We start from the raw sequence: 22,573 nt of genomic DNA, 5'->3' as shown, positions 1-22,573 counted from the left end.
AGAGGTGACAACCGTGTTGATCCGTGACGTCCGCCCGTGGGGTGGGGAGCGCAGCGACGTCGAACTGTCCGGCGGTCGTATCGCGGCGGTCCGCCCGCACGACCCGGCCACGCAGCCGACCGGTGAGGTGGTCGAGGGTCGCGGCCGGCTGTTGCTGCCGTCGTTCAGCGACGTGCACGTGCACCTGGACTCGACCCGGATCGGACTGCCGTTCCGGCCGCACACCGGCGGCCCGGGTGTCTGGACGATGATGCTCAACGACCGGCAGAACTGGCGCACCGCCGAGGTTCCCCTCGATGAGCGGGTGGCCGGCACGCTGGAGCGGATGATCGCCCGCGGGACCACCCGGGTGCGGTCGTACGCCCAGGTGGACGTGGACTGCAAGCTGGAGAAGTTCGACGCCGTGCTGGCCGCGAAGGAGAGGTTCGCCGGTCCGGCCGACGTCCAGATCATGACGTTCCCGCAGGCGGGCATCCTGCGCGAGAAGGGCACCGTCGAGTATCTGGAGGCCTCGCTGAAGGCGGGCGCCGAGGTGATCGGGGGCATCGACCCCTGCTCCCTCGACCGGGATCCCAAGGGGCACCTGGACGTCGTGTTCGGGCTGGCCGAGAAGTACCAGGTCGAGGTGGACATCCACCTGCACGAGCCGGGTCATCTCGGGGTGTTCTCCACCGATCTGGTGCTCGAACGCACCCGGGCGCTCGGCATGCAGGGCAAGGTCACGATGTCCCACGCCTACCAGCTCGGTTCCGTCTCCGAATCGGTGAGCCGCCGCATCATCGACGACTTCGCCGAGCTGGACGTCGCGATGGCGACCGTGGCGCCGCCGGACCGCGGGCAGCTCTCGCTGGTGGAGCTGACGGAGGCGGGCGTCCGGGTAGGCCTGGGCGAGGACGGCCAGCGCGACTACTGGAGCCCCTACGGCAACTGCGACATGCTCGACCGCACCTGGCAGCTGGCGTTCACCAACAACTTCCGCCGGGACGAGCTGATCGAGATGTCGCTGGCGGTCGCGTCCGTCGGCGGCGCCTCGATCATGAGCCACGACGTCGCCCGGCTCGCCGGGGTCGCCGACCGGCCCGGGCTGGCCGTCGGCGACCGTGCCGACCTGCTGCTGGTCGACGGCGAGACGCCGGCCAGCGCGGTGATGGACCGCGGCAGCGACCGCACCGTCCTGCACGACGGCGTCGTCGTCGCCGACCAGTTGGCCCTCGTACGCCGCTGAGCCCGCGAACGTCATTGCCCTGAGAGGTGGGAACCTCTCAGGGCAATGCGCCGTCTAGACGAGCAGCTCGCCGCCCTGGACCACCACTCGCCCACCGGACATCACGAGTTCACGCCGAGGGGCCCGCATCAGGGCGTCCTGCACGTTCTCGGCGTCGACCAGCACGATGTCCGCGGGTGCGCCCGGCACGAGGTCGTGGACGCCCCGGTGCACGAAGCCCGCCGCGCGGCTGGTGGCGAGTTCCACCGCGTAGCCGAGGTCCTCGTCGGTCCGCAGTCCGTGGAGCCGCGCGAAGTCCAGGGCCACGCGCAGCAGATCGCCGTCGCCGAACGGCGACCACAGGTCCCGGATCCCGTCGGTGCCCAGACCCACCGGCATCCCCCGGTCCCGCATCCCGCGCCAGGGCAGCGGCGCCGTGCGCACCGGCGCGACCGTCGACCAGGAGACACCGGCGTCGGCCAGGTCGTCGAGCATGTCGGACTGGCGGCCCGCCGGCAGCTCTCCGAGGGCGAAGCCGTGCGAGACGTTGACCTTCCCCCGCAGCCCCGCGCGGCGGGTGCGGTCGGCGATGAGCTCGAACTGGAAGGCGCCCAGCTCGCCCCCGTCGTGCAGGTGGATGTCGATACCGACCCCACGCCGCTCGGCGATGTCGAACAGCCCGTCGAGCTGCTTCACCGGATCGCGGTCGATCGCCGCCGGATCGAGTCCGCCGATACTGGTCGCACCGTTCACCGCCGCCTGATCCAGCAGGTCCAGGACGCCGGGCCGGCGGACCACGCCGTCCTGCGGGAACGCGACGATCTCCACCTGGATCGCGCCGCCGAGCGCGTCCACCGCCTCGCGGACGGCCTCGATCCCCCGCAGGCCCACTCCGAGGTCGACGTCGACGTGGCTGCGCACCGCGGTGACGCCGTGTCGCAGGAACTCCCTCAGCACCGTGAGGCTGTTGCCCACGCTGGGAATGCCGAGCGCGTCCCGCTCGGCCCGTTCGTGCGCGATACGTCCCGCGGTGGTGGGCTCGCCGCCGTAGGACACCCATGGGCGGCCCCACCAGCTCTTGTCCACGTGGGCGTGCGCGTTGACGAAGCCGGGCAGGGCGAGCAGCCCGCCGCCGTCCACCCGCTCGCCGGGTTCGCCCGCGGCACCGGCAGGTACCAGATCACGGATCTCCCCACCCGAGACGAGGACGTCGACGGCCTTCCCGCCCCGGGGCCGGACATTGGTCAGTATCAGATCAGCCATTCAAAAACGGTATACCGAAATGCTCGCGACCGAACTCCCGGCGCTGGAATCACTTGCTGTGGGTGGCGATCGCGTGCCGGCTGTTCTCCAGGTGCACGACGACCAGCTCCTCGACGAGGACGACGTCCCGGTCCACGATGGCGGCGTACAGGGCCTCGTGCTCCCGGGCGATCGCCATGAGGTCGTCGTGCTGCCCGAGCAGCCACCGCATCCGGCTGCTGAACGTGCTCGCCAACTCACTCAGCAGCTCGTTGGCGGCCATCGAGGTGACCGTCTCGTGGAAGTCCGCCGCCGCACGGTGGGCGCGCACGGCGTCCCCCGCGCGGGCGGCCTTCAGCTCTTCGTCCAGGTTGGCACGCAACCGGTCGAGGCCGGCGCGGTTGCGCCGCTGGGCGGCGAGCCGGAAGGTCAGCGCCTCCAGGGCCCCGCGGACCTCGTTCAGATCCGCGATGTCCGACGACGTGAACTCCCGCACGACCGCCCACGTCCGCGGCCGCGGCGTGACCAGCCCCTCGGCGACGAGCACCCGCAGGGCGTCACGGACGGGCACCCTGCTCACTCCCATGTGTGCCGCCAGGTCCCGTTCGACGAGCTTGCTCCCGGGCTTGCGGACACCATCGAGAATGTCATCCCGGAGCTGTCGAGTGACCCGCTCGGACTCCGACACGAACTCCCCAGACGCTGCCATGCGCACAGTCTCCCACGGGTAGGGCGATTTGGTATACAAATTCAGTCGAACCAGCGGTCCCGGGCCAGTTCCTCCGTCCGGGAGGGGTCCTCCAGGAGTGCCGCGACCTCGAAGCGGCGCGGCCACTGGCCCGCCGCCCAGGCCAGGCCGGCGGCCACGCCTTCCAGGGTGGCCGCGTGCAGGACGCCGTCGGAGGTCAGCCGCCAGTCCAGCTCGGTCCCGTCGACGACCAGTTCCTCGTGCTCGACGTAGGTCCGGGGGGTGCGCGGGCCGAGCAGGACCCGTACCGGCTCGGGGACGTCGTGCTCGGTGCCCTCGGAGTCGACCTCTCCGGTGACGGACTCGCTCAGCCTCCGCACCTGGAACAGCTCGGCCAACTCGGCGGCCAGCGCGGGCCGTACGGGGAGCAGCGGCACACCCCCGGTGAACGGCAGCAGGTCCGGGGAGTCGCACACCACGGCGTCGGCGGCGTCCACGACCTCCACCCGGCCGTCCACCACGGCCCGCACCTCGTCCGGCAGGGTCACCTGTTCCGGGTCGAGTTCGGCCAGCGCGCCGTACAGGGCGTGCAGTTGGGCGGAGGTCACGGGGCGCTCCGGGTCGGCGAGCCGTTCCAGTAGCTCCGCGGCGCCGCCCGGCTCCTCGAGCAGGGCGGCGACGCTCGTGCGCACGCCGAGCGCCCGCAGCACCTGCTCGTCGTTGAAGCCTGAGGCGTCGGCCTCCTCGTACAGGCCGCGCAGCAGCGGGTCGGAACCGGCGGCGCGCAGACCGGCCGGGCGGCGCCCGCCGAGCACCGGGTGCCCGCGCAGCCACCAGGCGGTGTACGGCCGGACGATCTCGTGGGTGCCGTCGGGCAGCAGGATCCGCACCGGCTGGGTGAGCGCGTCCCGCAGCGGCGGCCGGGCGAGCAGCGCGAGGGCCTGGGGCCAGTGGTCGTCGTCGACGAGGTCCAGGTCGCGCACGGCGACGATCTCGGTGGCGACCGGCGGCACGGGCGTGTCCGGGAACCGGTCGAGCAGGTCCTCGCACCACACGTCGACCGCGTCGAGCAGCCCGGGGTCGTCCGGCTCGGGGAAGTCCCCTTCGCGCGGCTCGAGTTCGTCGGGGTCGAGCACGACGTCCGTGGCCCGCACCAGGGCGAAGTCCGCCAGCACGCCGCACGCGGCGAGCGGCTGCTCACCCCACCTCCCGGCCAGTTCGGCGTCCACGGCCGGGAGTTCGTCCTCGCGGATGAGGCGGGCGAACGGGCTGCCGGGGAGGACGAGTTCACCGGCCGGGGCGAGTTCACCGTCCTCGTCGGGCAGGGCGAGCGCGCCGAGCCAGGGCTCGTCGCCGGGTTCGAGTCCGGCGTCCCGGACCAGCGCGAGGACGGTGTCGGCGAGTTCCTCGGCGTCCGGGGTGTCCTCGTCCCATCCGCCGGTGTCCTCGTCGAGGGAGGCGGCGACGGCGGCCCGCACCTGCGGGGTGGTGAGCACGGCCCGCGGCGTCGCGGGCAGGGCGCCGAGCTTCTCCAGGAGGGGATGGACGGCGTCCGGATGGGCCACCTTCAGGCCGAGCCGGGCGAGCGTCTCCGGGTCGGTGAGGGCGGCGCCGGCGACGGGCAGCAGGACCTGCCGGGGCCCGATGGTGGTCCGGCTGTCGGCCAGCGGCACGGGCAGCCCGGAGAGCCGATCGGGGTCGACACCCGCGAGGCTGTCGTACAGCCGCCACCACCAGCCGGGCTCCTTCTCCAGGCCGGCCAGCCGGTCGACGACGTCGGTCAGCGGCAGCCGGGCCACGCCCAGCGTGCGCAGCTCGACGCGCCGTTCGAGTCCGGCGGGCAGCAGGGTGGGCAGCACCTCGGCGAGGACGCGGACGGTGTCGGCGCCCGCGCCCTCGACCACCTCGGCGTCCCGGGGGCGGAGGGACTCGGGCAGGTCGGGGTCGTGCTCCCCGGGTGCGGCGGCGGGCGGCAGGAAGGAGGTGCGTGGCAGCCGGTCGAGGATGGCCTGCCGCAGCGCGCCGTCCAGTTCGCCCTTGCCCAGGGGTCCCGGCACGAGGCCGATGACGCCCTCGGTCACGGGCCGCCAGTCGGAGAGGAGTTCGGCGTAGGCGTCGGCCGCGCGCTGCACGAGGAAGTCGGTGAGCGGGCCGGGCGCGGTGTGGCGGCGGGTGCTGTCCAGCGGGAACGAGGCGATGAGCAGGGCCGGCACGCCGAGCGGTTCGTCGCTGGGGGTGGGGGCGTGGACGACGGGGCTGGTGCTGGGGGCTGCCGGGGTGCCGTCGGCGTCCACGGGGACGGCCCAGGTGACCGACCAGTGCGGGCGCAGGCGCTCCTCCACCGGGCGGTCGGCGAGGAGGTCCGGGGTGAGCGGGCCGTGTGCGCCCGTGGTGCGCCAGCGGGTCGTCCCCTCGCTGGTGTCCTCCACGACCGTCAGGGCGTCCTCGGTGCGGCGGCGCAGGGTGCGCGGTGCGGCGTCGCCGATCTCGACCACGACCTCCTCGAGGCCGGGCAGGGCGAGGAGCAGGGCGTCGTCGACGGCGTGCAGGAGACGTTCGGCGAGGTCGGCGGCGGCCGCGTCGCGCAGGCGCAGGATGACGACCGTGTCGTAGGGGTCGGGCGCGGTGCCCTCGGCGGCGAACGGCAGCCGCAGCAGCGGTACGTGCCCTTCACGGCGGCGGATCTCGTCGCCGAGGCCGGGGCTGTGCCGGGCGGTCTCCTCCGCCAGCCCGCGGGCCTCGGCCAGCGACCAGCGGACACCGCCGTGCCGGCCGACGACGGCGGGCTCGTCGGTGACGGCGAGGACGGCGGCGAAGCCGACGCCGAACCGGCCGACGGCGCTGTCGCGGGCGTCGCGCTTGGCGGAGGCGCGGAGCGTGGCCAGCGACTCCACGCCGGCCGCGTCGAGCGGGGCGCCGGTGTTGGCGGCGAGCAGCACGTCGTCGCGCAGGGTGAGCCGCAGCCGGCCGGGCACGCCCGCGCGGGCGGCGGCGTCGGCGGCGTTCTGCGCCAGCTCGACGACGAGCCGGTCCCGGTAGCCGCCGAGGACGAGGTCCTCCTCCGCGTTGGCGTCCTCGCGGAACCGGGCCGGGCTGGTGGCCCAGGCGTCCAGCACACCGCGCCGCAGGCGCGCGGTCCCGAACGGGTCGCCTCCGGCGGACGGCTGCACCAACATGCTCACGTTCACTCTCCTCATCGGCGTGACCCCGAAGGTACCGCGCGGGGGAGAGGCCGTTCGCTCGGCGGACGGAAGGACCGGTTCCGACCGGTCGCCGGCCGGGACGGGCCCGTCCTAGGAGTGTCCCAGCTCGGCGGTCTCGTCGTCCCCGGTCACCGGCACCGAGCCGGAGTCCTCGGCCGGACGCAGCGGGAAGGGGTCCACCCGCGTCTCGTCGATCACCGGCGCGGCCGGCTGCGGGGGCTTGGGCATCACGGCGGCCTCGGAGTGGCCGCCGCAGCCGTACGTCAGGGAGACCACGCGGCCGTCGGCCGGGGAGAACTCGTTCGCGCACACGCCGAAGGCCTGGCCGAGGGAACCGCCCATCGGCACCAGGAAGCCGCAGCTCACGCAGGCCGCCGGGGCCGCCTGGGCCATCGGGGTCTTCGCGCCGAAGCCCTCCTCCCAGCGGTCGGCGGCGACGTGCAGCCCGTAGCGGGACAGGACGCGGGCGCGGCGCATGCCCAGTTCCTCGGCGACCGCGGAGATCGAGCCGCGGGACGGGACGGTGGAGAGGTTCCTCGGCGGGCCCGCCGTGACCTCGGCGTCCTCCGCCTCCGCCAGGTTGGCCATCTCCTCGGAGACCGCGGCGTTCGGCGCGGGCTCCTCCTCGCCGGAGTAGCCGGGCTCCAGGCGGAGGTCCTCGGCGTCGGTGGGCAGCAGGTCGCCGGGGCCCATGTCGCCCGGGCGCAGGCGCTCGCTCCACGGCACCCACTCGGGCGCGAGCAGCGCGTCCGGGCCGGGCAGCAGGACGACCTCGTCCAGGGTGACGACCTTGGCGCGCGAGGCGCGGGCCACGGTGACGGCCCAGCGCCAGCCGCGGTATCCGAACTCCTTGCACTCGAAGAAGTGCGTGACGACCCGGTCGCCCTCGGAGAGCACTCCCGTGTGCTCGCCGACGACACCGGGCGCGGCGGCCTCCTCGGCCGCGGCCCGGGCGAGGTCGACGGCCTCGGCGCACAGGCGGTCGGGGGTGCGGCTTCGCGTGGTCGCTGCGCTCACAGGTATCGCTTCTCTCCTACGCCGTCTTTCGGGTGCACCGGCCTGAAGGCGGCGGGGCGGACGGAGCGGACCCTGGGACCGCGTCGACGTCCGCGCCCGGTCGCGCTCGGGCGCACCTACGTCATCCATTCTGCGGTATGCCCGTAAGGCGCGCGGTCGAGAACGTTCGCCACGGCGCGCTACGCACGCTACCTTCTCGACGCCGTTCGGCCTACACCGACGGTGGCTTCACCGCGCCGCGCCAGAACTTTCCCACCCACGTCAACGCCCGACCGCCCCCACCACCGAGCCCCGCGGAGCGCTCCCGGGCGCGACCGGCCCTTGGACAAGCCACCACGATCACACCCGCCTCGGCAGAAACAGCAGCGGCACTGCCACGGGCGAGCAAGATCACGCCCGCCCCCGGCAGCCGCGTGGCGGCAGCAGGCGCCGGAGCGATACGGCGGCCACCTCTCGCGCACGCGACCAGGGCGGGGGCGAGCCCCGGAGGGCGGGGACAGGCCCCGGGGGGACGGGCCCCCGGAGGGCCGGGGCGAGGACAGGCCCCGGAGGCAGGACGGGCCCGGGGTGCAGGGACGGGCCCGGGGTGCAGGGACGGGCCCGGGGTGCAGGGACGGGCCCGGGGTGCAGGGACGGGCCCGGGGCGGCGGGGACGGGCCCGGGGCGGCGGGGACGCGCCCGCCCGGTCCAGACGAGTCCGCGGCGAAGGCCGCGCTCACGGGCCCTCCGCGGCCTGAACGGGTCCAGGCCCCGGCCGGGAAGGACCCAGGAGGCAGACAGAGGCCCGGGGGGCAGGCACAGGCCCGGGGCGGCCGGGACTCGCCCGCTCCGGCCCGGACGAGTCCGTGGCAAAGGCCGCGCTCACAGGCCCTCCGGGACCTGGGCGAGTCCAGGCCCGGGGCCGCGACGGGCCCGGGGGGGCAGGGACAGGCCCGGAGCGGCCGACACAGGCCCGGAGCGGCCGACACAGGCCCGGAGCGGCCGACACAGGCCCGGAGCGGCCGGCACAGGCCCGGGGCGGCCGGGACTCGCCCACTCCGGCCCGGACGAGTCCGTGGCAAAGGCCGCGCTCACAGGCCCTCCGCGGCCTGAACGCGTCCAGGCCCCGGCCGGGACGGACCCAGGGGGCAGACACAGGCCCGGAGCGGCCGGGGCGCGCCCACCCCGACCCGGACGAGTCCGCGGCGAAGGCCGCGCTCACAGGCCCTCCGCGGCCTGAACGCGTCCAGGCCCCGGCCGGGACGGACCCAGGGGGCAGGCACAGGCCCGGGGGGCAGGCACAGGCCCGAGGCGGCCGGGACGCGCCTGCCCCGGGCCGGACGAGTCCGTGGCGGAGGCCGCGCTCGCGGGTCCCCGGGGCCTGGGCCGGCCGGTCGGGGCCGGGTGGGTGCCTCGGGGGTGTCTCGTTGGTCGCATCCGCGCCGCCGTGGCGCTACCGGCGCCGTTTCCGGGGCAGTATGACGGGGTGGCAGCCGCGAGGACGCCCCCGGGAACCGCCGGCGTCGGTGGGGACAAGGGGGTCAAGGGGAGCAGCCGGGGCCGCGGTTCGGGCCGGTTCGGCGGGTCCGTCCGCGCGGTCGGGCGTGCCCTGCACCTGCCCGTGACCGGAACGGTCCGCGGCATCCGCAGGGCGACCAACGCCCACGGCGCCGGCGAGTCCGGGCTCGGCCGGCTGATCGAGCTGCACGCGGTGAACGGCGCGGGCGACGTCATGATCACCGTGGCGCTCGCCTCCACCGTCTTCTTCTCCGTGCCCACCGACGAGGCCCGCGGCCGGGTCGCGCTGTACCTCGCCATCACCATGGCGCCCTTCACGGTCCTCGCGCCCGTGATCGGCCCGCTGCTCGACCGCCTCCCGCACGGCCGCCGCGCCGCGATGGCGGCCGCGATGCTGGCCCGGGCGCTGCTCGCGCTGATCATCGCGGGCGCCGCGGCCAGCGGCAGCCTGGAGCTGTACCCGGCGGCGCTCGGCGTGCTGGTCGCCTCGAAGGCGTACGGCGTGGTCAGAAGCGCCGTCGTACCCCGGCTGCTGCCACCACGGTTCTCCCTGGTGAAGGCGAACTCGCGGGTGACCCTCGGCGGGCTGCTCGCCACCGGCGTGGCCGCACCCGTCGGCGCGGGCCTCCAGGTCCTCGGCCCGCGCTGGCCGCTCTACGGCGCCTTCGTGATCTTCATCGCCGGAACGTTCCTGTCGTTCGCCCTGCCGCCGAAGGTCGATTCGGCCAAGGGCGAGCACCGGGCGCTGCTCACCGCGGACGAGCAGCACCTGCGCGGTGCGCGCCGCACACGGCTGAAACGTCCCGGCCTGCGCACCGTCGGCACGGCCGTCACCCACGCCCTCGCCGCGAACGCGGCCCTGCGCTGCCTGTCCGGATTCCTGATCTTCTTCCTCGCCTTCCTGCTCCGTGAGCACCCGCTGACCGGCGAGAGCGCGGCGGTCTCGCTGGGCATCGTCGGCGTCGCGGCGGGCGCGGGCAACGCGCTGGGCACGGCGGTCGGGGCCTGGCTGAGATCGCGCGCGCCGGAGATCATCATCGTGACCGTCGTCGCCATCGTCCTGGGCGCGGCGGTCACGGCCGCGGTCTTCTTCGGCGCGTTCCTGGTGGCCTGCCTGGCCGCGGTCGCGGGCTTCGGGCAGGCGCTGGCCAAGCTGTCCCTGGACGCGCTGATCCAGCGGGACGTGCCCGAACCGGTGCGGACGTCGGCGTTCGCCCGCTCCGAGACGCTGCTCCAGATGGCCTGGGTGCTCGGCGGCGCGATCGGCATCGTGCTGCCGCTCAACGGCGTGCTGGGCCTGTCGGTGGGCGCCGGGCTCGTGGCCGCCGGCTGGCTGCCCACCGTCCGCGGTCTGCTGGCCTCGGCCCGCCACGGTGGCGCCCCGCGCCCCCGGGTGGCGTGAGGCGCGCACCGCGGCCGAGTGCCACGCCCGCACCCCCGCGTGGGCGGGCAGGCGGGCGCGCCCTATAGCCTTCGGCCATGACCACGCTGCATTCCGCCGTGCGACGCCGCCGCGCCGTCGCCGCTGCCGGCGCCGTTTCCGCCGGACTGCTCGTCCTGTCGGCCTGTTCCAAGCCGACCCCGCTGTCCACGATCACCGTCGGCAGTACCTCGGTGAGTTCCGAAGCCGACTGCTACAACGACGGCAACGCGCTCAAGACCGCGGACCTGGCCAAGTGCCTCAAGTCCAAGGACATCAAGACCGTCAAGGTCGACCCGGACGACACCGTGCGCTTCGGCGTCGACCCGAAGATCGCGGAGACGGGCTGGACCATCCTGATGAACGGTCAGCCGCTGACCGACTCCAGCACCAAGACCTACCGCACGATCCCGGGCAGCGTCTTCTTCAACGCCCAGTACGGCGCCAGCGGCAACTCGACGCTGGTCTCCATCAAGGAGGGCGAGAAGGACGTGCGAGGTCTGTGGTCCTTCAAGCTGACGAAGGAATCCTGACCACGTCCTCGCCGCGCGTCCTCGTCGCCACCGCCGTCCCCGCCGAACGGGACGCGGTGGCGCGGGCGTTCCCCGGGCCCGTGACCGAGGCGCCGCTGCGGCCGCTGCCCGAAGCGACCGTGTGCCGGGTCCCCGGGCCGCCCGCCCTCGATCTGGTCGCCGTCGGCGTCGGCCCCGCCCTCGCCGCCGCGACCACCGCCTCCGCCCTGACCGCCGCCGCGCTCGCCGGCACCCCCTACGACCTCGTCGTGTCGGCCGGTATCGCCGGCGGCTTCGCACCCCACGCGCCGGTCGGCTCGCTCGTCGTCGCCGACGAGATCACCGCCGCCGACCTGGGCGCCGAGACCGGCGAGGGATTCCTGCCGGTGACCGAACTCGGCTTCGGCACCGTCACCCACCGTCCGCCCGAAGCGCTCGTACGGGCGATAGCGGCCGCCGCCTCGGCCCGTACCGGCACGGTGCTGACCGTCTCCACGGTGACCGGCACCGCCGCCCGCGCCGACGCCCTGCGCGCCCGCCACCCCGGCGCCCTGGCCGAGGCCATGGAGGGGTTCGCCGTCGCCGAGGCGGCCGCCGCGCACCGCGTCCCGGTACTGGAGGTGCGCGCGGTCTCCAACCCCGTCGGCCCCCGCGACCGCGCCGCCTGGCGCATCGGCGACGCCCTGACCGCCCTGACCGAGGGCTTCGGGAAGCTCGCGCCCGCCCTCACGAGTTGGAACCCACATGAGCCCTGACAGCAGCCGCCTGCGGATCGCCTACTCCCCCTGCCCCAACGACACCTTCGTCTTCGACGCGCTCGCCCACGGCCGTGTCCCCGGCGCGCCCGCGCTCGACGTCACCTTCGCGGACATCGACATCACCAACGGCATGGCCGAACGCGGCGAGCTGGACGTGCTGAAGGTGTCCTACGCCGTGCTGCCGTACGTCCTCGGCGAGTACGCGCTGCTGCCCTGCGGCGGCGCGCTGGGCCGGGGCTGCGGGCCCCTGGTGCTCACGAAGGAGCCGGCTGCCGACCTCGCGGGCCGCACGGTCGCGGTGCCGAGCGAGAAGTCGACGGCGTACCTGCTGTTCCGCCTGTGGGCCGCGGAGGTCGTCCCCGGCGGGGTGGGCGAGATCGTGGTCATGCCGTTCCACGAGATCATGCCGGCCGTGCGGGACGGGAAGGTCGACGCCGGTCTGGTGATCCACGAGGCGCGGTTCACCTACCAGGACTACGGCCTGCACAAGCTCGCCGACATGGGCGAGCACTGGGAGCACACCACGGGGCTGCCGATCCCGCTCGGCGCGATCATCGCCAGGCGGTCGCTGGGCGAGCGGGCGCTGACGGAGCTCGCCGACGCGATCCGCGCGTCGGTGCGCGCGGCCTGGGACGACCCGGAGGCCTCCCGGCCGTACGTCATGGAGCACGCCCAGGAGATGGACCCGGCCGTCGCCGACCAGCACATCGGGCTGTACGTCAACGAGTTCACCGCCGGCCTCGGCGAGGACGGCTACGCGGCGGTCCGCGGGCTGCTCACGCGTGCGGCGGCCGAGGGGCTCGTACCGCCCCTCGGCCCGGACGCGCTCGCTTTTCCCTGAGGTCCTTCAGATGCGCCGACCCGGTCGGGTCGGCGGGTCATACGTCCAGCTGGTCGGCGACCGCGCGCAGCAGCCCGGCGACGTTCTTGCCGGACGTCTTGTCGGGGTAGCGGCCGCGCTCCAGGGTCTGCGCGACGCCCTCCAGAAGGGTGGTCAGGTCCTGCACGATGGACGCCAGCTCGTCCGGCTTCTTGCGCTGGGCGGCGGCGACCGACGGGGTCGGCTCCAGGAGCGTCACGGAGAGGGCCTGGTCACCGCGCTGGCCCGCGACCACCCCGAACTCCACCCGCTGCCCCGGCTTGAGCGTGTCCACTCCGGCGGGGAGCACCGAGGAGTGGACGAAGACGTCGCCGCCGTCGTCGCGGGAGAGGAAGCCGAAGCCCTTCTCAGCGTTGAACCATTTGACCTTGCCGGTAGGCAAAGCACGCACCCCATCTCACCGGTCAGCCGAACCACAGTTGCCGCAGGTCAGGCTATCTAGCGCTCGCTCGTGCCTGCCGTTGTCCCGAAGCCTCCCCAGCTCTTTACCCCCCGTCAAGCCCGCCCACTCCAGTCGGCCGAACCTGGCCGATCGGCGTGGGTGCGCTCGCTCGGGGGTGAGGGAGACAGGGGATATCTCAGCACATGAGGGGGCGGCTCCGGCAACCCGTATTCGCGGAGAGTGACGACATCGGGACAGTGCCCCGCCCCGCGGCCGTCCGGGTCGCTCGGCACCCGCTCACCGGGAACTATCCTTGGTGGGGTGCGTGACAACACCCGAACGAATTCCGCCACGGCCGGTGACCGGCTGGTCCGTGCGGGCGCCATCGTCTTCTTCATCGGCGCGCTGGCCACCGCGGTGACGGTGGCACCGCTGTTCCTCGGCGCGAAGCCCTTCCCGACCTACATGTTCGGACTGAGCATGCTGATGGGCGTCGGCTTCCTGATCGCCGCCGCGGGCGTGCTCCGGTCGGTCGCGGCGGGCCGCCGCCAGGCGCGCGGCGACTCCCGCTAGCGGCCGAGGAGCGCGCGGTTGGCCGAGAGCCAGTCCGGGAACGCGGTCAGATCCGCGAGCACGGCATCCGCGCCCGCCGCCCGCAGTTCCCCCTCGTCGCACGGTCCGGTGGCCACCGCCACCGACAGCGCGCCGGCCGCACGGGCGCCCCGCACGTCCCCGACGTGATCGCCGACGTACGCCCGGGCGCCGTACTCGCGCAGCGCCTCGGCCTTCTGCTCGGCCCACAGGTCGCCGATCACCGCGTCCGGCTCGATGCCCAGGTGCTCCAGGTGCAGCTTGGCGTTCGGCTCGTACTTGGCGGTGACGACGATCGCCCGCCCGCCGTCCCGCCGCACGGCCTCGATCGCCTCGCGGGCGCCGGTCAGCGCGGGCGTGGCGGAGACGGCGATCGCCGGGTACAGCTCCCGGTACAGGTCCCCCACCGCCTCCACCCGCTCGGCCGGGAACCAGTTGACCAGCTCCTCCGCGAGGGGCGGACCGAGCCGTGTGACGGCCAGGTCGGCGTCGATGTACGTCCCCGTCCGCTCGGAGAGCTCCAGGTAGCAGGCGCGGATGCCGGGGCGCGAGTCGATCAGGGTCATGTCGAGGTCGAAGCCGACGGTCAGCGGGCGAGAGGTCATACGGGCCATTCTGCCCAGGGGCCCCGACCACGAGACCTCCGGCCCGTGTGACGTACGACCGCCTCCGGCACCTCCGGCGCCGCGCACGCGACCGCTCGGGCGCGACCGCCTCCGCCGCCGCGGGCGCTCCTACTTCCGCCGCTGCGAGCGCCACACCAGGAACAGCGCCGACAGCACGGCCGCGGCCCGCACCACCCACGGCCAGGTCTGGGCGACCGCGTCGTTCATGTGGCCCTCGGCGATGCGGGTGCCCCAGTGGCGCTCGCTACGGCCCCACAGCCAGACCGCTCCCGCGGCGAGCGCCAGGCCGGGCATGCCCACGACGGCCCACTTGGACTCCGTCGGGGTCAGCCGGCGGGAGGCGTAGGCGATGACCCAGCCGATCAGCAGCGCGTACCAGATGCCCAGGACCGCGCCGACGACCAGCAGCCCGGCCGCGAGCAGCAGCAGCGGATTGCTCCGGCCCGTCAGCAACGAGGGCAGCGCGAGACGCCGGCGCCCGGCGGGCGCGTCCGGCCCGGCCGCCTCCACCGCCTCCGCGGCACCGGCCGCCCCGGGCGCGGGCTCCGCCTTCGCCGGCTCCTTCGCCGGCGGGGGCTTGAGCAGCTCCGGGATCTCCACCCCGCCCAGGAACCCGGGCACGTCGTCGCCGATCCTCAACGGGCCCTGCTCCACGCGCCACCACTCGGAGCCGCCCCCCGGGCCGCCGAGCTCGTCGGCGCTCGCCAGGTGCGGCGGGGACGGACCGTCGGACGGCACGAAGCCCGCCTGCGACTGCGTCGGACGCGGCCGCGGCCGCGGTACGACCTTGTGGAGCAGCCCCTTCGGGCGCGGCTGCTCCGCCTCCGGTTCACGCTGCGCGGGCACGGCCGGGGCCGCCGCCCACGATCCGCCCCCGCCCGTGCTGGTGCCGCCCGCGGCCGCGACGACGTCGTCGGGGCTGCCGAGCCCGTCGAGGATGCGGCGGACCGCGGCGGGAGTGTCGGCGGTGGTCGTGGCGCGGCGCCGGTCAATCTCGTTACGCAACTCCGCGACCAGGCGCATCCGTGTGGCCGAGGACAGCTGGCGTTGCTGAGCGACGTCGCCGACGCGGCTCAGATACTCGTAGACGACCTGCTCGCTCTCGATCCCCACGACGCCCCTCCGGGGTGGCTGGCCGATGACCCCGTTGGACGAAGGTACCGTCTCCCGCGCGGTGCCCCGTGCCGTGGTACGGGGCCTGTCGCGACACACACCCGGTACCGTGAATCGGATGAGCAGCGATGAGAAACAGGCGGCCCCGCGTTCGCTCGCGGAAGCGCTCCGCGCGCGCGACGACGCCTCCCTGGCCGCGCTGCTGCGCAGCCGCCCCGACCTCATCACCCCGGTCCCTACCGACCTCACCCAGCTCGCCACCCGCGCCGGGACCCGCGCCTCCGTGGTCCGCGCCCTGGAGCGGCTGGACCGCTTCGCCCAGCAGACGGCCCAGGCCCTCGCGGTGGCCGGCGACCCGGCCACGTACGACGAACTGCTCGGCCTGATGGCCTCCGACGCCCGGGATCCCGTCGTCGCCGCCGCGCTGCCCCGCGCCCTGGGCACCCTGCGCGAGCAGGCCCTCGTCTGGGGCGCCGACGACCGGCTGCGCCTGGTGCGCACGGCCCGCGAGCTGCTCGCGCCGTCGCCTCAGCACCCGTCCCCGACCGGGCTCGGACCGACCGTGCGGGAGGCCACGGCGGGCATGTCACCGGGGCGCATCCAGGAGATCGTGGCGACGGCCGGGCTGCCCTCGACCCACGACTCCGTCTCCGCCGTCGCCGCGCTCACCGGCCTGTTCACCGACCGCGAGCGGATGTCGGAACTGCTCGCCGGGTTGCCCGCCGACTCCCTCGAGGTGCTGGAGCGCCTGGTGTGGGGACCGCCCTACGGCCAGGTCACCGCCGACCCGGCGCCGCGTCTGCGCCGGCTCCTCGACCGCGGGCTGCTGCTGCCCACGGCGCCCGGAACCGTCGTCCTCCCCCGCGAGGCGGCCCTGCACCTGCGCGCGGGCCGCGCCCACCGCGCGCCCGAGCCGGTGCCGCCGGCCGTGGAGGCGGCCGCGACCCACCGTCCTCAGATGGTGGACGCGACGGCCGCCGGACAGGCGTACACCGCCCTGGCCACCGTCGAGGAACTGCTGCGGGACTGGGACGAGGGCGGCCCGGCCGTGCTGCGCGCGGGCGGACTGAGCGTGCGCGACCTCAAGCGCACCGCCGTCGCCCTCGACGTGCCCGAGCCGGTGGCCGCCTTCTGGGTCGAACTCGCCTACGCGGCCGGGCTGATCGCGTCCGACGGCGAGGCGGACGAGCGGTACGCGGCGACCCCGGCCTACGACGAGTGGCTGGAGCGGCCCGCGGCCGAACGCTGGGCCCGCCTCGCGTCGACCTGGCTGGCGGCCACGCGGACCGCGGGACTGGCCGGCGGGCGGGACGCCAAGGACCGGACGCTGTCGGCGCTCGGCCCCGGCCTCGACCGCTCGGCGGCGCCGGAGGTGCGCCACCGGGTGCTCGCCCTGCTCGCCGGGCTGCCGCAAGGAGCCGCACCGGACGCCGAGTCGGTGCTGGCCCGGCTGCGCTGGGAGCACCCGCCGCGCACACCGCGGCAGGAGGACGACCTGCGTGACCGCCTCGCCCGGTGGACGCTGTCCGAGGCGGAACTCCTCGGCGTCACGGGCCGGGGCGCGCTGTCCGCGCACGGGCGTGCGCTGCTCGGCGCGTCCGCACCGGCTCCCGCGGCTCCTTCGGCTCCCTCGGAGACGGAGTCCGCGCCCGGGAGGAGCCCCGCGGGGGAGAGCGGGCACAGGCCCGCCGCACCCGGAAAGGCGGCCACGGACACGGGCGGGACCACACCCGCGAGCCCCGGGGACAAGCTGCCCGTCCACAAGCACCACCGGCCGGACGGAACGCCCGGCACCCCCGCACCCCCGTCCCCGACCACGCCGCTCTCCCCCATCGTTCCCCCCGCCCCCGCCTCCGCCGCCGAACAGGCCGCCGCGGCCCGCCTCCTCGCCCCGCTCCTGCCCGAGCCCCTGGACCACGTCCTGCTCCAGGCGGACCTGACCGCGGTCGCGCCCGGGCCCCTGCGGCGTCCGCTCGCCGAGACGCTGGGCGTGCTCGCGGACGTCGAGTCCAAGGGCGGCGCGACCGTCTACCGGTTCACGCCCGCCTCCGTACGCCGCGCCCTGGACGCCGGCCACACCGCCACCGACCTGCACGCCTTCCTCACCGCGCACTCCCGTACGCCGGTGCCGCAGCCGCTGGCGTACCTGATCGACGACGTGGCCCGCCGGCACGGCCATCTGCGGGTCGGCGCGGCCTCGGCGTACGTGCGCTGCGACGACGACGCGCTGCTGAACGAGATCCTCGCCGACAAGCGGTCCGCCGGGCTGCGCCTGCGCCGCCTCGCGCCGACCGTGCTGGCCGCGCAGGCCGACCCGGCCGCCCTCCTGGAGGGCCTGCGCGCGATGGGCTACGCACCAGCCGCCGAATCCGCGGCGGGCGACGTCCTCGTCACCCGCGCCCACTCCCACCGCACCCCGCCGCGCACCGCCCCCGACCCGGTCCCGGACGGCCCGCCCGCCCCGGACACCACGCTGCTGTCCGCCGCGATCCGCGCGATCCGCGCCGGCGACCTGGCCACCACCGCCCCGCGCAAGCCGACCGCGGCCACGCGGGAGGACGGCGAACTGCCCCGCACCGGCTCCGCCGAGACCCTCGCCACCATGCAGGCCGCCGTCCTCACCGGCGAGGCCCTGTGGATCGGCTACGTCAACGCCGAGGGCACCGCCAGCCAGCGCGTCATCGCGCCGATCCGGGTCGAGGGCGGCTTCGTCACCGCGTACGACCACACCGCGGACGAGGTCCGCACCTACCCGCTGCACCGGGTCACCGGGGTCGCCGAACTCGCGGACGACCCGTCGTGATCTGCCCCGGATAGGGCACACTGGACGTTTGACCACACGGAAAGGGCGCTGCGCGTGAATGGTCCCCTGATCGTCCAGTCGGACAAGACCCTGCTTCTCGAAGTCGACCACGAGCAGGCCGACGACTGCCGTCGGGCCATCGCGCCGTTCGCCGAGCTGGAGCGGGCACCCGAGCACATCCACACCTACCGGGTCACCCCGCTCGGCCTGTGGAACGCGCGCGCCGCCGGGCACGACGCCGAGCAGGTCGTCGACGCCCTCGTGCAGTACAGCCGCTATCCCGTGCCGCACGCGCTGCTCGTCGACATCGCCGAGACGATGGACCGCTACGGCCGGCTGACCCTCTCCAAGCACCCGGCGCACGGCCTGGTCCTGACCACCACCGACCGGCCGGTCCTGGAGGAGGTGCTGAAGTCCAAGCGGATCGCCCCGCTGGTCGGCGCCCGCATCGACCCGGACACCGTGGCCGTGCACCCCTCCGAGCGCGGGCAGATCAAGCAGACCCTGCTGAAGCTGGGCTGGCCCGCCGAGGACCTCGCCGGGTACGTCGACGGCGAGGCGCACCCGATCGAGCTGCGCGAGGACGGCTGGGCGCTGCGGCCCTACCAGAAGCAGGCCGTGGAGAACTTCTGGCACGGCGGGAGCGGGGTCGTCGTCCTGCCCTGCGGGGCCGGCAAGACGCTGGTCGGCGCGGGCTCGATGGCGCAGGCGAAGTCCACGACGCTGATCCTCGTCACGAACACCGTCTCGGCCCGGCAGTGGAAGCACGAGCTGGTGAAGCGGACCTCGCTGACCGAGGACGAGATCGGGGAGTACAGCGGGACCAGGAAGGAGGTCCGCCCGGTCACCATCGCCACCTACCAGGTGCTGACGACCCGGCGGAAGGGGATCTACCCGCACCTGGAGCTGTTCGACTCCCGCGACTGGGGTCTGATCGTCTACGACGAGGTGCACCTGCTGCCCGCGCCGGTCTTCAAGTTCACCGCGGACCTCCAGGCCCGGCGGCGGCTGGGGCTGACCGCGACCCTGGTGCGCGAGGACGGCCGCGAGTCGGACGTGTTCTCCCTGATCGGCCCCAAGCGGTTCGACGCGCCCTGGAAGGAGATCGAGGCGCAGGGCCACATCGCGCCCGCGGACTGCGTCGAGGTCCGGGTGAACCTGACCGAGTCCGAACGGCTGGCGTACGCGACGGCCGAGACGGAGGAGAAGTACCGCTTCTGCGCGACCACCGCGACCAAGCGGAAGGTCACCGAGGCGATCGTCCGCCGCTTCGCCGGGCAGCAGATCCTGGTCATCGGCCAGTACATCGACCAGCTCGACGAGCTGGGCGAGCACCTGGACGCGCCGGTGATCAAGGGCGAGACGTCCAACGCGCAGCGCGAGAAGCTCTTCGACGCCTTCCGCGAGGGCGAGATCAGCGTGCTGGTGGTGTCGAAGGTCGCGAACTTCTCCATCGACCTGCCGGAGGCCACTGTCGCCATCCAGGTCTCGGGCACCTTCGGCTCCCGCCAGGAGGAGGCCCAGCGCCTCGGGCGGGTGCTGCGCCCGAAGGCCGACGGCCACCAGGCCCACTTCTACTCCGTGGTCGCCCGCGACACCATCGACCAGGACTTCGCCGCCCACCGCCAGCGCTTCCTGGCCGAACAGGGCTACGCCTACCGGATCATGGACGCCGACGAACTGCTGGCGGAGGAGGCCTGACCCGCCCGGGTCCGGCCGGACCACTGCCGCAGCGCCACCGCCGCGAGCACCGTCAGCCCCAGCAGGGGGTAGGGCGAGGCCGGCGGCTGCTGCCACCAGGACAGGTGCAGCTCCTGGCCCTTGTTGGGGACCATCCACAGGGTGCGGGCGGTGAACAGGACCGCGGTGGCCGCCGCCCAGGCGCGGCGGCCCTCGGCCAGGAGCACGGCGATCAACGGGACGCACCACACCCAGTGGTGGGACCAGCTGATCGGTGAGACGAGCAGTGCGGTCAGACCGGTCAGCAGCACGCCCCACCGCTCCTGCCGCATCCGGCCCGCGAGCCACAGTCCGGCGGCGGCGACCGCTACGGCGGGCAGGAGCCAGGCGAGGCCGGGCGACGGCTCCCCCAGCAGCCGCGCGACCAGTCCCTGAAGCGACTGGTTGGCGATGATCCACGGTTTGCCGACCCGGTGGGTCTCGAACAGGCGGCGCGTCCAGTAGTCGACGCCGGCCGCGGGCAGGACGAGTGCCCCGACGGCGACCGTCCCCGCGAACCCGGCCACCGCCGCGGCCGCCTCGCGGCGCCGCCCCCGCAGCAGCAGGTACACGATGAAGAGGCCCGGGGTGAGCTTGATGCCGGTCGCGACGCCGATCAGGACGCCCTTGCCGCGGGCACCGGGCGGCCGGGTCAGGTCCCACAGGACCAGGCAGACGATCGCGAGGTTGATCTGCCCGTACACGAAGGTCTGGAAGACGGGTTCGAGCCAGACGGCGAGCGCCGTCGCGGCGCACAGGAGCGGAAGTCCGGCCCGGTGGCCGGCGAGCCGCGCGGAGAGGTGGACGAGCCAGGCGAGCAGAAGCGCGTTGCCCGCGAAGAACGCCGCCTTCAGGGCCGCGGCGGGAAGCCACACCACCGGTACGAACAGCAGGGCCGCGAACGGCGGGTACGTGGCCGGCAGCCGTCCCTGCGTGACCGTGAAGCCGTAGAGATCGCGGCCGTGGACCACCGCCGCGCCCTCGGCCTGGTAGACCACCGCGTCGGGCATCTGCACCCGCTCCACCGCGAACAGCACCGCGAGAGCGGCGAAGGAGACGACGAGGAGGGCCAGGGCGGGCGCTGCGGGTGACCGGAGGGTCACCTTCCGTGCTGTCACGAACCGACCCTAGTCGCTCACTTGTGGCGTACGCCCGCCTCCTCGCCGTACTCGCCGAGGACGACCACGTCGAAGAAGGCGCCCGCGAACACCTTGACGGCGTGCAGGGCGTCGCCCAGCAGGTGACGACGGGGACTGTCCAGGACGGCCGTGGCGCCGGCCGGGCGAGCGGCGTAAGCGGGGTGGATGGTTGCTGCGCTCATGTCTCCATGGTGGATCCGCGGGCACAGGAGCGGCACCGGTCTTCGAGGCCGCCCGTGTGCCCGCGCCCAGGGCACCCCTCCTGCCGGCATGCGGTCGCCGGCAGGAGAGGCACTGGCAGGAGAGGCAGGAGAGGCGCCGGCAAGGGATGCGGCGCTACCGCACGCCCGCCGAGCTCCCCCGCGGATCCCGCGCTGCGGTCACTCGCATCTGCCGGACCAGTGGACAAAACGCTCCACCGGGTCGCCGTCGTGCTCCCACGGCCACGGCACCACCTGGCCGAACACGGCCCGGAAGGCCTGACCGGCCTCGACGGTGCGGCCGGCTCGCGCGAGGGCGTACGCGAGGAGGTTGAGGTCGGCTGTGCGGGCCGCGTGTTGCAGGAACCCCGGCTGGAGCCACTGACCCGCCGCCTGGCCGAGGGCGCGCGCGGCGTGAGGCTGGCTCCAGTAGTGGGGTGCGACGAGCGCCTGCACTCCGCCCTGGTCGAGATTCCGGTGGTACTGCCGGACGGCCGCCGCCAGCGGGAGGCACGCGGGCGGCATCTGCGGGGGCATGATCGCGACGACGTCGTCGATGAACTCCCGCAGCGTCGCGTGACTGCCGCGTTCCTCGGGCGAGAGGTAGCCCAGGATCTGCATGTGGGCTTCACGGTTCCAGGGATCCCGACGCCTGATCTCCTCCCACACCGCGGCCACTTCGGCGGTTTCGCGGCGTTCGACGCGCAGGGCCGCGAGCATGGCGACCCAGGGGGTCGGATCCGCGGGTGAGGCGTCGGCCGCGCGGCGGCAGGTCTCGAGGGTGGCGTCGACGTCGTCGAGTCCGCCCGCGTGTCGGCCCAGCAACACGTCGGCCCATGCGTGCAGGACCAGCGCATCGGTGCTCCGGGGTTGTTTCATACGCCATTTGCGCGCCAGCGCCGGAAAGGCCCCGGCGAGAGTGACGACGCGGTGGCTCCGCCGGTCCCATGCGTCGCCGGTCCGATGCAGCAACTGTTCTACCTGGGAGATGGCGATGTCCTGCGGGCCCAGACTGCGGGAGGAGGACAGGAGATCGAGCATGCGGCCGAGTTCCTCGTCGTCGAGCTGGGGAGCCAGACGGGGAGCCGGTCTCCTTCTCTGCCTCAGGAATGCCATGCGGTAGGTCCTCGTTCGATTCGACGGGTGTACTGGTGCGGCCCGCACCAGCGCGACGTGGAGCCACGCCCGTACCGGGTCCCGGTGGGCGCGAGGCTCCGGATCATGTGCGGCCGCGGGGATGACCCAGGAGCCCGTGAACGCCGGATCACGACGCTTCAGTCGTACGTTCACCTGGCGGCACGGAGACGGCCGGAGAACCTGCTCCGTTGCCCGCGACGGCGGGGACCGGAGCTGCTGCGTCGGACGCGTCTCGCACGGTACGGGCGACGGGAGCCGTCCGTCTGGGCACTCTGGTTCACCTGCCGGAGGAGGGCGATCGTTTCGACTCAAAAGAGATGCCTCATCCTGGGGCACACCCGCCCGCTTGGCAAGCGGTTGTGCACGCATATTCGGCATACGCACGATTACCACGAGCACGGTGCGTGGACGCGCGGGTAAAAATCTCCGAACCCGTCGCCGG

The 22,573-nt window shown here is 74.3% G+C and carries 18 protein-coding genes; 8 read left to right on the top strand and 10 right to left on the bottom strand.

The features are described from left to right. Positions 1 to 13 precede the first annotated feature (13 nt). Positions 14 to 1,225, top strand: coding sequence for an amidohydrolase family protein (locus ACIHCX_RS31665; RefSeq protein WP_400035570.1), 1,212 nt, complete (start codon positions 14 to 16; stop codon positions 1,223 to 1,225). A gap of 54 nt (positions 1,226 to 1,279) precedes the next feature. Here the strand turns inward: ACIHCX_RS31665 and ACIHCX_RS31660 are convergent, their stop codons facing one another. The 4 genes from ACIHCX_RS31660 to ACIHCX_RS31645 all read right to left on the bottom strand — a co-directional run bounded on the left by ACIHCX_RS31660 (position 1,280) and on the right by ACIHCX_RS31645 (position 7,354). Further along, positions 1,280 to 2,467, bottom strand: a complete 1,188-nt coding sequence (locus tag ACIHCX_RS31660; protein WP_400035568.1) for an amidohydrolase — start codon at positions 2,465 to 2,467, stop codon at positions 1,280 to 1,282. A gap of 49 nt (positions 2,468 to 2,516) precedes the next feature. Then, the gene (locus ACIHCX_RS31655) at positions 2,517 to 3,155 is read right to left on the bottom strand and encodes a GntR family transcriptional regulator (RefSeq protein WP_400035566.1); all 639 of its coding nucleotides are present in this window, start codon (positions 3,153 to 3,155) and stop codon (positions 2,517 to 2,519) included. Between the two features lie 41 nt (positions 3,156 to 3,196). Continuing rightward, complete coding sequence (locus ACIHCX_RS31650) at positions 3,197 to 6,316, bottom strand: sacsin N-terminal ATP-binding-like domain-containing protein (protein WP_400035564.1); 3,120 nt, start codon at positions 6,314 to 6,316, stop codon at positions 3,197 to 3,199. Positions 6,317 to 6,427: 111 nt separating this feature from the next. After that, complete coding sequence (locus ACIHCX_RS31645; RefSeq protein WP_400035562.1) at positions 6,428 to 7,354, bottom strand: DUF3027 domain-containing protein; 927 nt, start codon at positions 7,352 to 7,354, stop codon at positions 6,428 to 6,430. A 1,465-nt stretch (positions 7,355 to 8,819) separates the two neighbouring features. On the opposite strand from ACIHCX_RS31645, the gene ACIHCX_RS31640 reads away from it, so the two are divergent. From ACIHCX_RS31640 to ACIHCX_RS31625, 4 genes are all read left to right on the top strand, one after another. Then, entirely contained in the window at positions 8,820 to 10,253 is a 1,434-nt protein-coding gene (locus tag ACIHCX_RS31640; protein WP_400035560.1) for an MFS transporter, read from the top strand. Positions 10,254 to 10,330: 77 nt separating this feature from the next. Continuing rightward, complete coding sequence (locus ACIHCX_RS31635; protein WP_400035558.1) at positions 10,331 to 10,804, top strand: DUF2771 domain-containing protein; 474 nt, start codon at positions 10,331 to 10,333, stop codon at positions 10,802 to 10,804. Then, positions 10,774 to 11,538, top strand: coding sequence for a futalosine hydrolase (locus ACIHCX_RS31630; RefSeq protein WP_400035556.1), 765 nt, complete (start codon positions 10,774 to 10,776; stop codon positions 11,536 to 11,538). The genes ACIHCX_RS31635 and ACIHCX_RS31630 overlap by 31 nt, the downstream gene beginning before the upstream one ends. Next, positions 11,528 to 12,382 (top strand): 1,4-dihydroxy-6-naphthoate synthase, encoded by an 855-nt coding sequence (locus tag ACIHCX_RS31625; RefSeq protein WP_400035554.1) that lies wholly within the window; start codon positions 11,528 to 11,530, stop codon positions 12,380 to 12,382. The genes ACIHCX_RS31630 and ACIHCX_RS31625 overlap by 11 nt, the downstream gene beginning before the upstream one ends. A gap of 37 nt (positions 12,383 to 12,419) precedes the next feature. Here ACIHCX_RS31625 and ACIHCX_RS31620 read toward each other — a convergent pair whose 3' ends face one another. Next, the gene (locus tag ACIHCX_RS31620) at positions 12,420 to 12,803 is read right to left on the bottom strand and encodes a cold-shock protein (RefSeq protein WP_384177662.1); all 384 of its coding nucleotides are present in this window, start codon (positions 12,801 to 12,803) and stop codon (positions 12,420 to 12,422) included. Positions 12,804 to 13,124: 321 nt separating this feature from the next. Here ACIHCX_RS31620 and ACIHCX_RS31615 point away from each other — a divergent pair, with 321 nt between their 5' ends. Then, on the top strand, positions 13,125 to 13,376 hold the full coding sequence (locus ACIHCX_RS31615; protein WP_400035552.1) for a hypothetical protein: 252 nt from the start codon (positions 13,125 to 13,127) through the stop codon (positions 13,374 to 13,376). On the opposite strand, the gene ACIHCX_RS31610 is transcribed toward ACIHCX_RS31615, so the two are convergent. Next, entirely contained in the window at positions 13,373 to 13,999 is a 627-nt protein-coding gene (locus ACIHCX_RS31610; protein ID WP_400035550.1) for an HAD family hydrolase, read from the bottom strand. The two genes, ACIHCX_RS31615 and ACIHCX_RS31610, sit on opposite strands and share 4 nt — an antisense overlap. Positions 14,000 to 14,128: 129 nt before the next feature. Then, complete coding sequence (locus tag ACIHCX_RS31605; protein ID WP_400035548.1) at positions 14,129 to 15,133, bottom strand: hypothetical protein; 1,005 nt, start codon at positions 15,131 to 15,133, stop codon at positions 14,129 to 14,131. A gap of 118 nt (positions 15,134 to 15,251) precedes the next feature. Here ACIHCX_RS31605 and ACIHCX_RS31600 point away from each other — a divergent pair, with 118 nt between their 5' ends. Beyond that, positions 15,252 to 17,936: a helicase-associated domain-containing protein gene (locus ACIHCX_RS31600; protein WP_400035546.1), complete on the top strand. Its 2,685-nt coding sequence runs from the start codon at positions 15,252 to 15,254 to the stop codon at positions 17,934 to 17,936. Between the two features lie 54 nt (positions 17,937 to 17,990). Then, positions 17,991 to 19,637 (top strand): DNA repair helicase XPB, encoded by a 1,647-nt coding sequence (locus tag ACIHCX_RS31595; protein ID WP_400035543.1) that lies wholly within the window; start codon positions 17,991 to 17,993, stop codon positions 19,635 to 19,637. Here ACIHCX_RS31595 and ACIHCX_RS31590 read toward each other — a convergent pair. The 3 genes from ACIHCX_RS31590 to ACIHCX_RS31580 form a co-directional block, all read right to left on the bottom strand. Further along, positions 19,592 to 20,773: a glycosyltransferase 87 family protein gene (locus ACIHCX_RS31590; protein ID WP_400035541.1), complete on the bottom strand. Its 1,182-nt coding sequence runs from the start codon at positions 20,771 to 20,773 to the stop codon at positions 19,592 to 19,594. The genes ACIHCX_RS31595 and ACIHCX_RS31590 overlap by 46 nt on opposite strands. A gap of 17 nt (positions 20,774 to 20,790) precedes the next feature. Then, a complete protein-coding gene (locus tag ACIHCX_RS31585; protein ID WP_400035538.1) occupies positions 20,791 to 20,976 on the bottom strand; it encodes a hypothetical protein in 186 nt (61 codons plus the stop codon). A 198-nt stretch (positions 20,977 to 21,174) separates the two neighbouring features. After that, on the bottom strand, positions 21,175 to 22,110 hold the full coding sequence (locus ACIHCX_RS31580; protein ID WP_400035536.1) for a hypothetical protein: 936 nt from the start codon (positions 22,108 to 22,110) through the stop codon (positions 21,175 to 21,177). Positions 22,111 to 22,573 lie beyond the last annotated feature (463 nt).

It is taken from the genome of Streptomyces sp. NPDC052043, assembly GCF_044548235.1.
GTDB lineage: Bacteria > Actinomycetota > Actinomycetes > Streptomycetales > Streptomycetaceae > Streptomyces.
The sequence above is the reverse complement of the archived record's forward strand: the minus strand, read 5'-3'. Positions and strand labels throughout refer to the sequence as shown.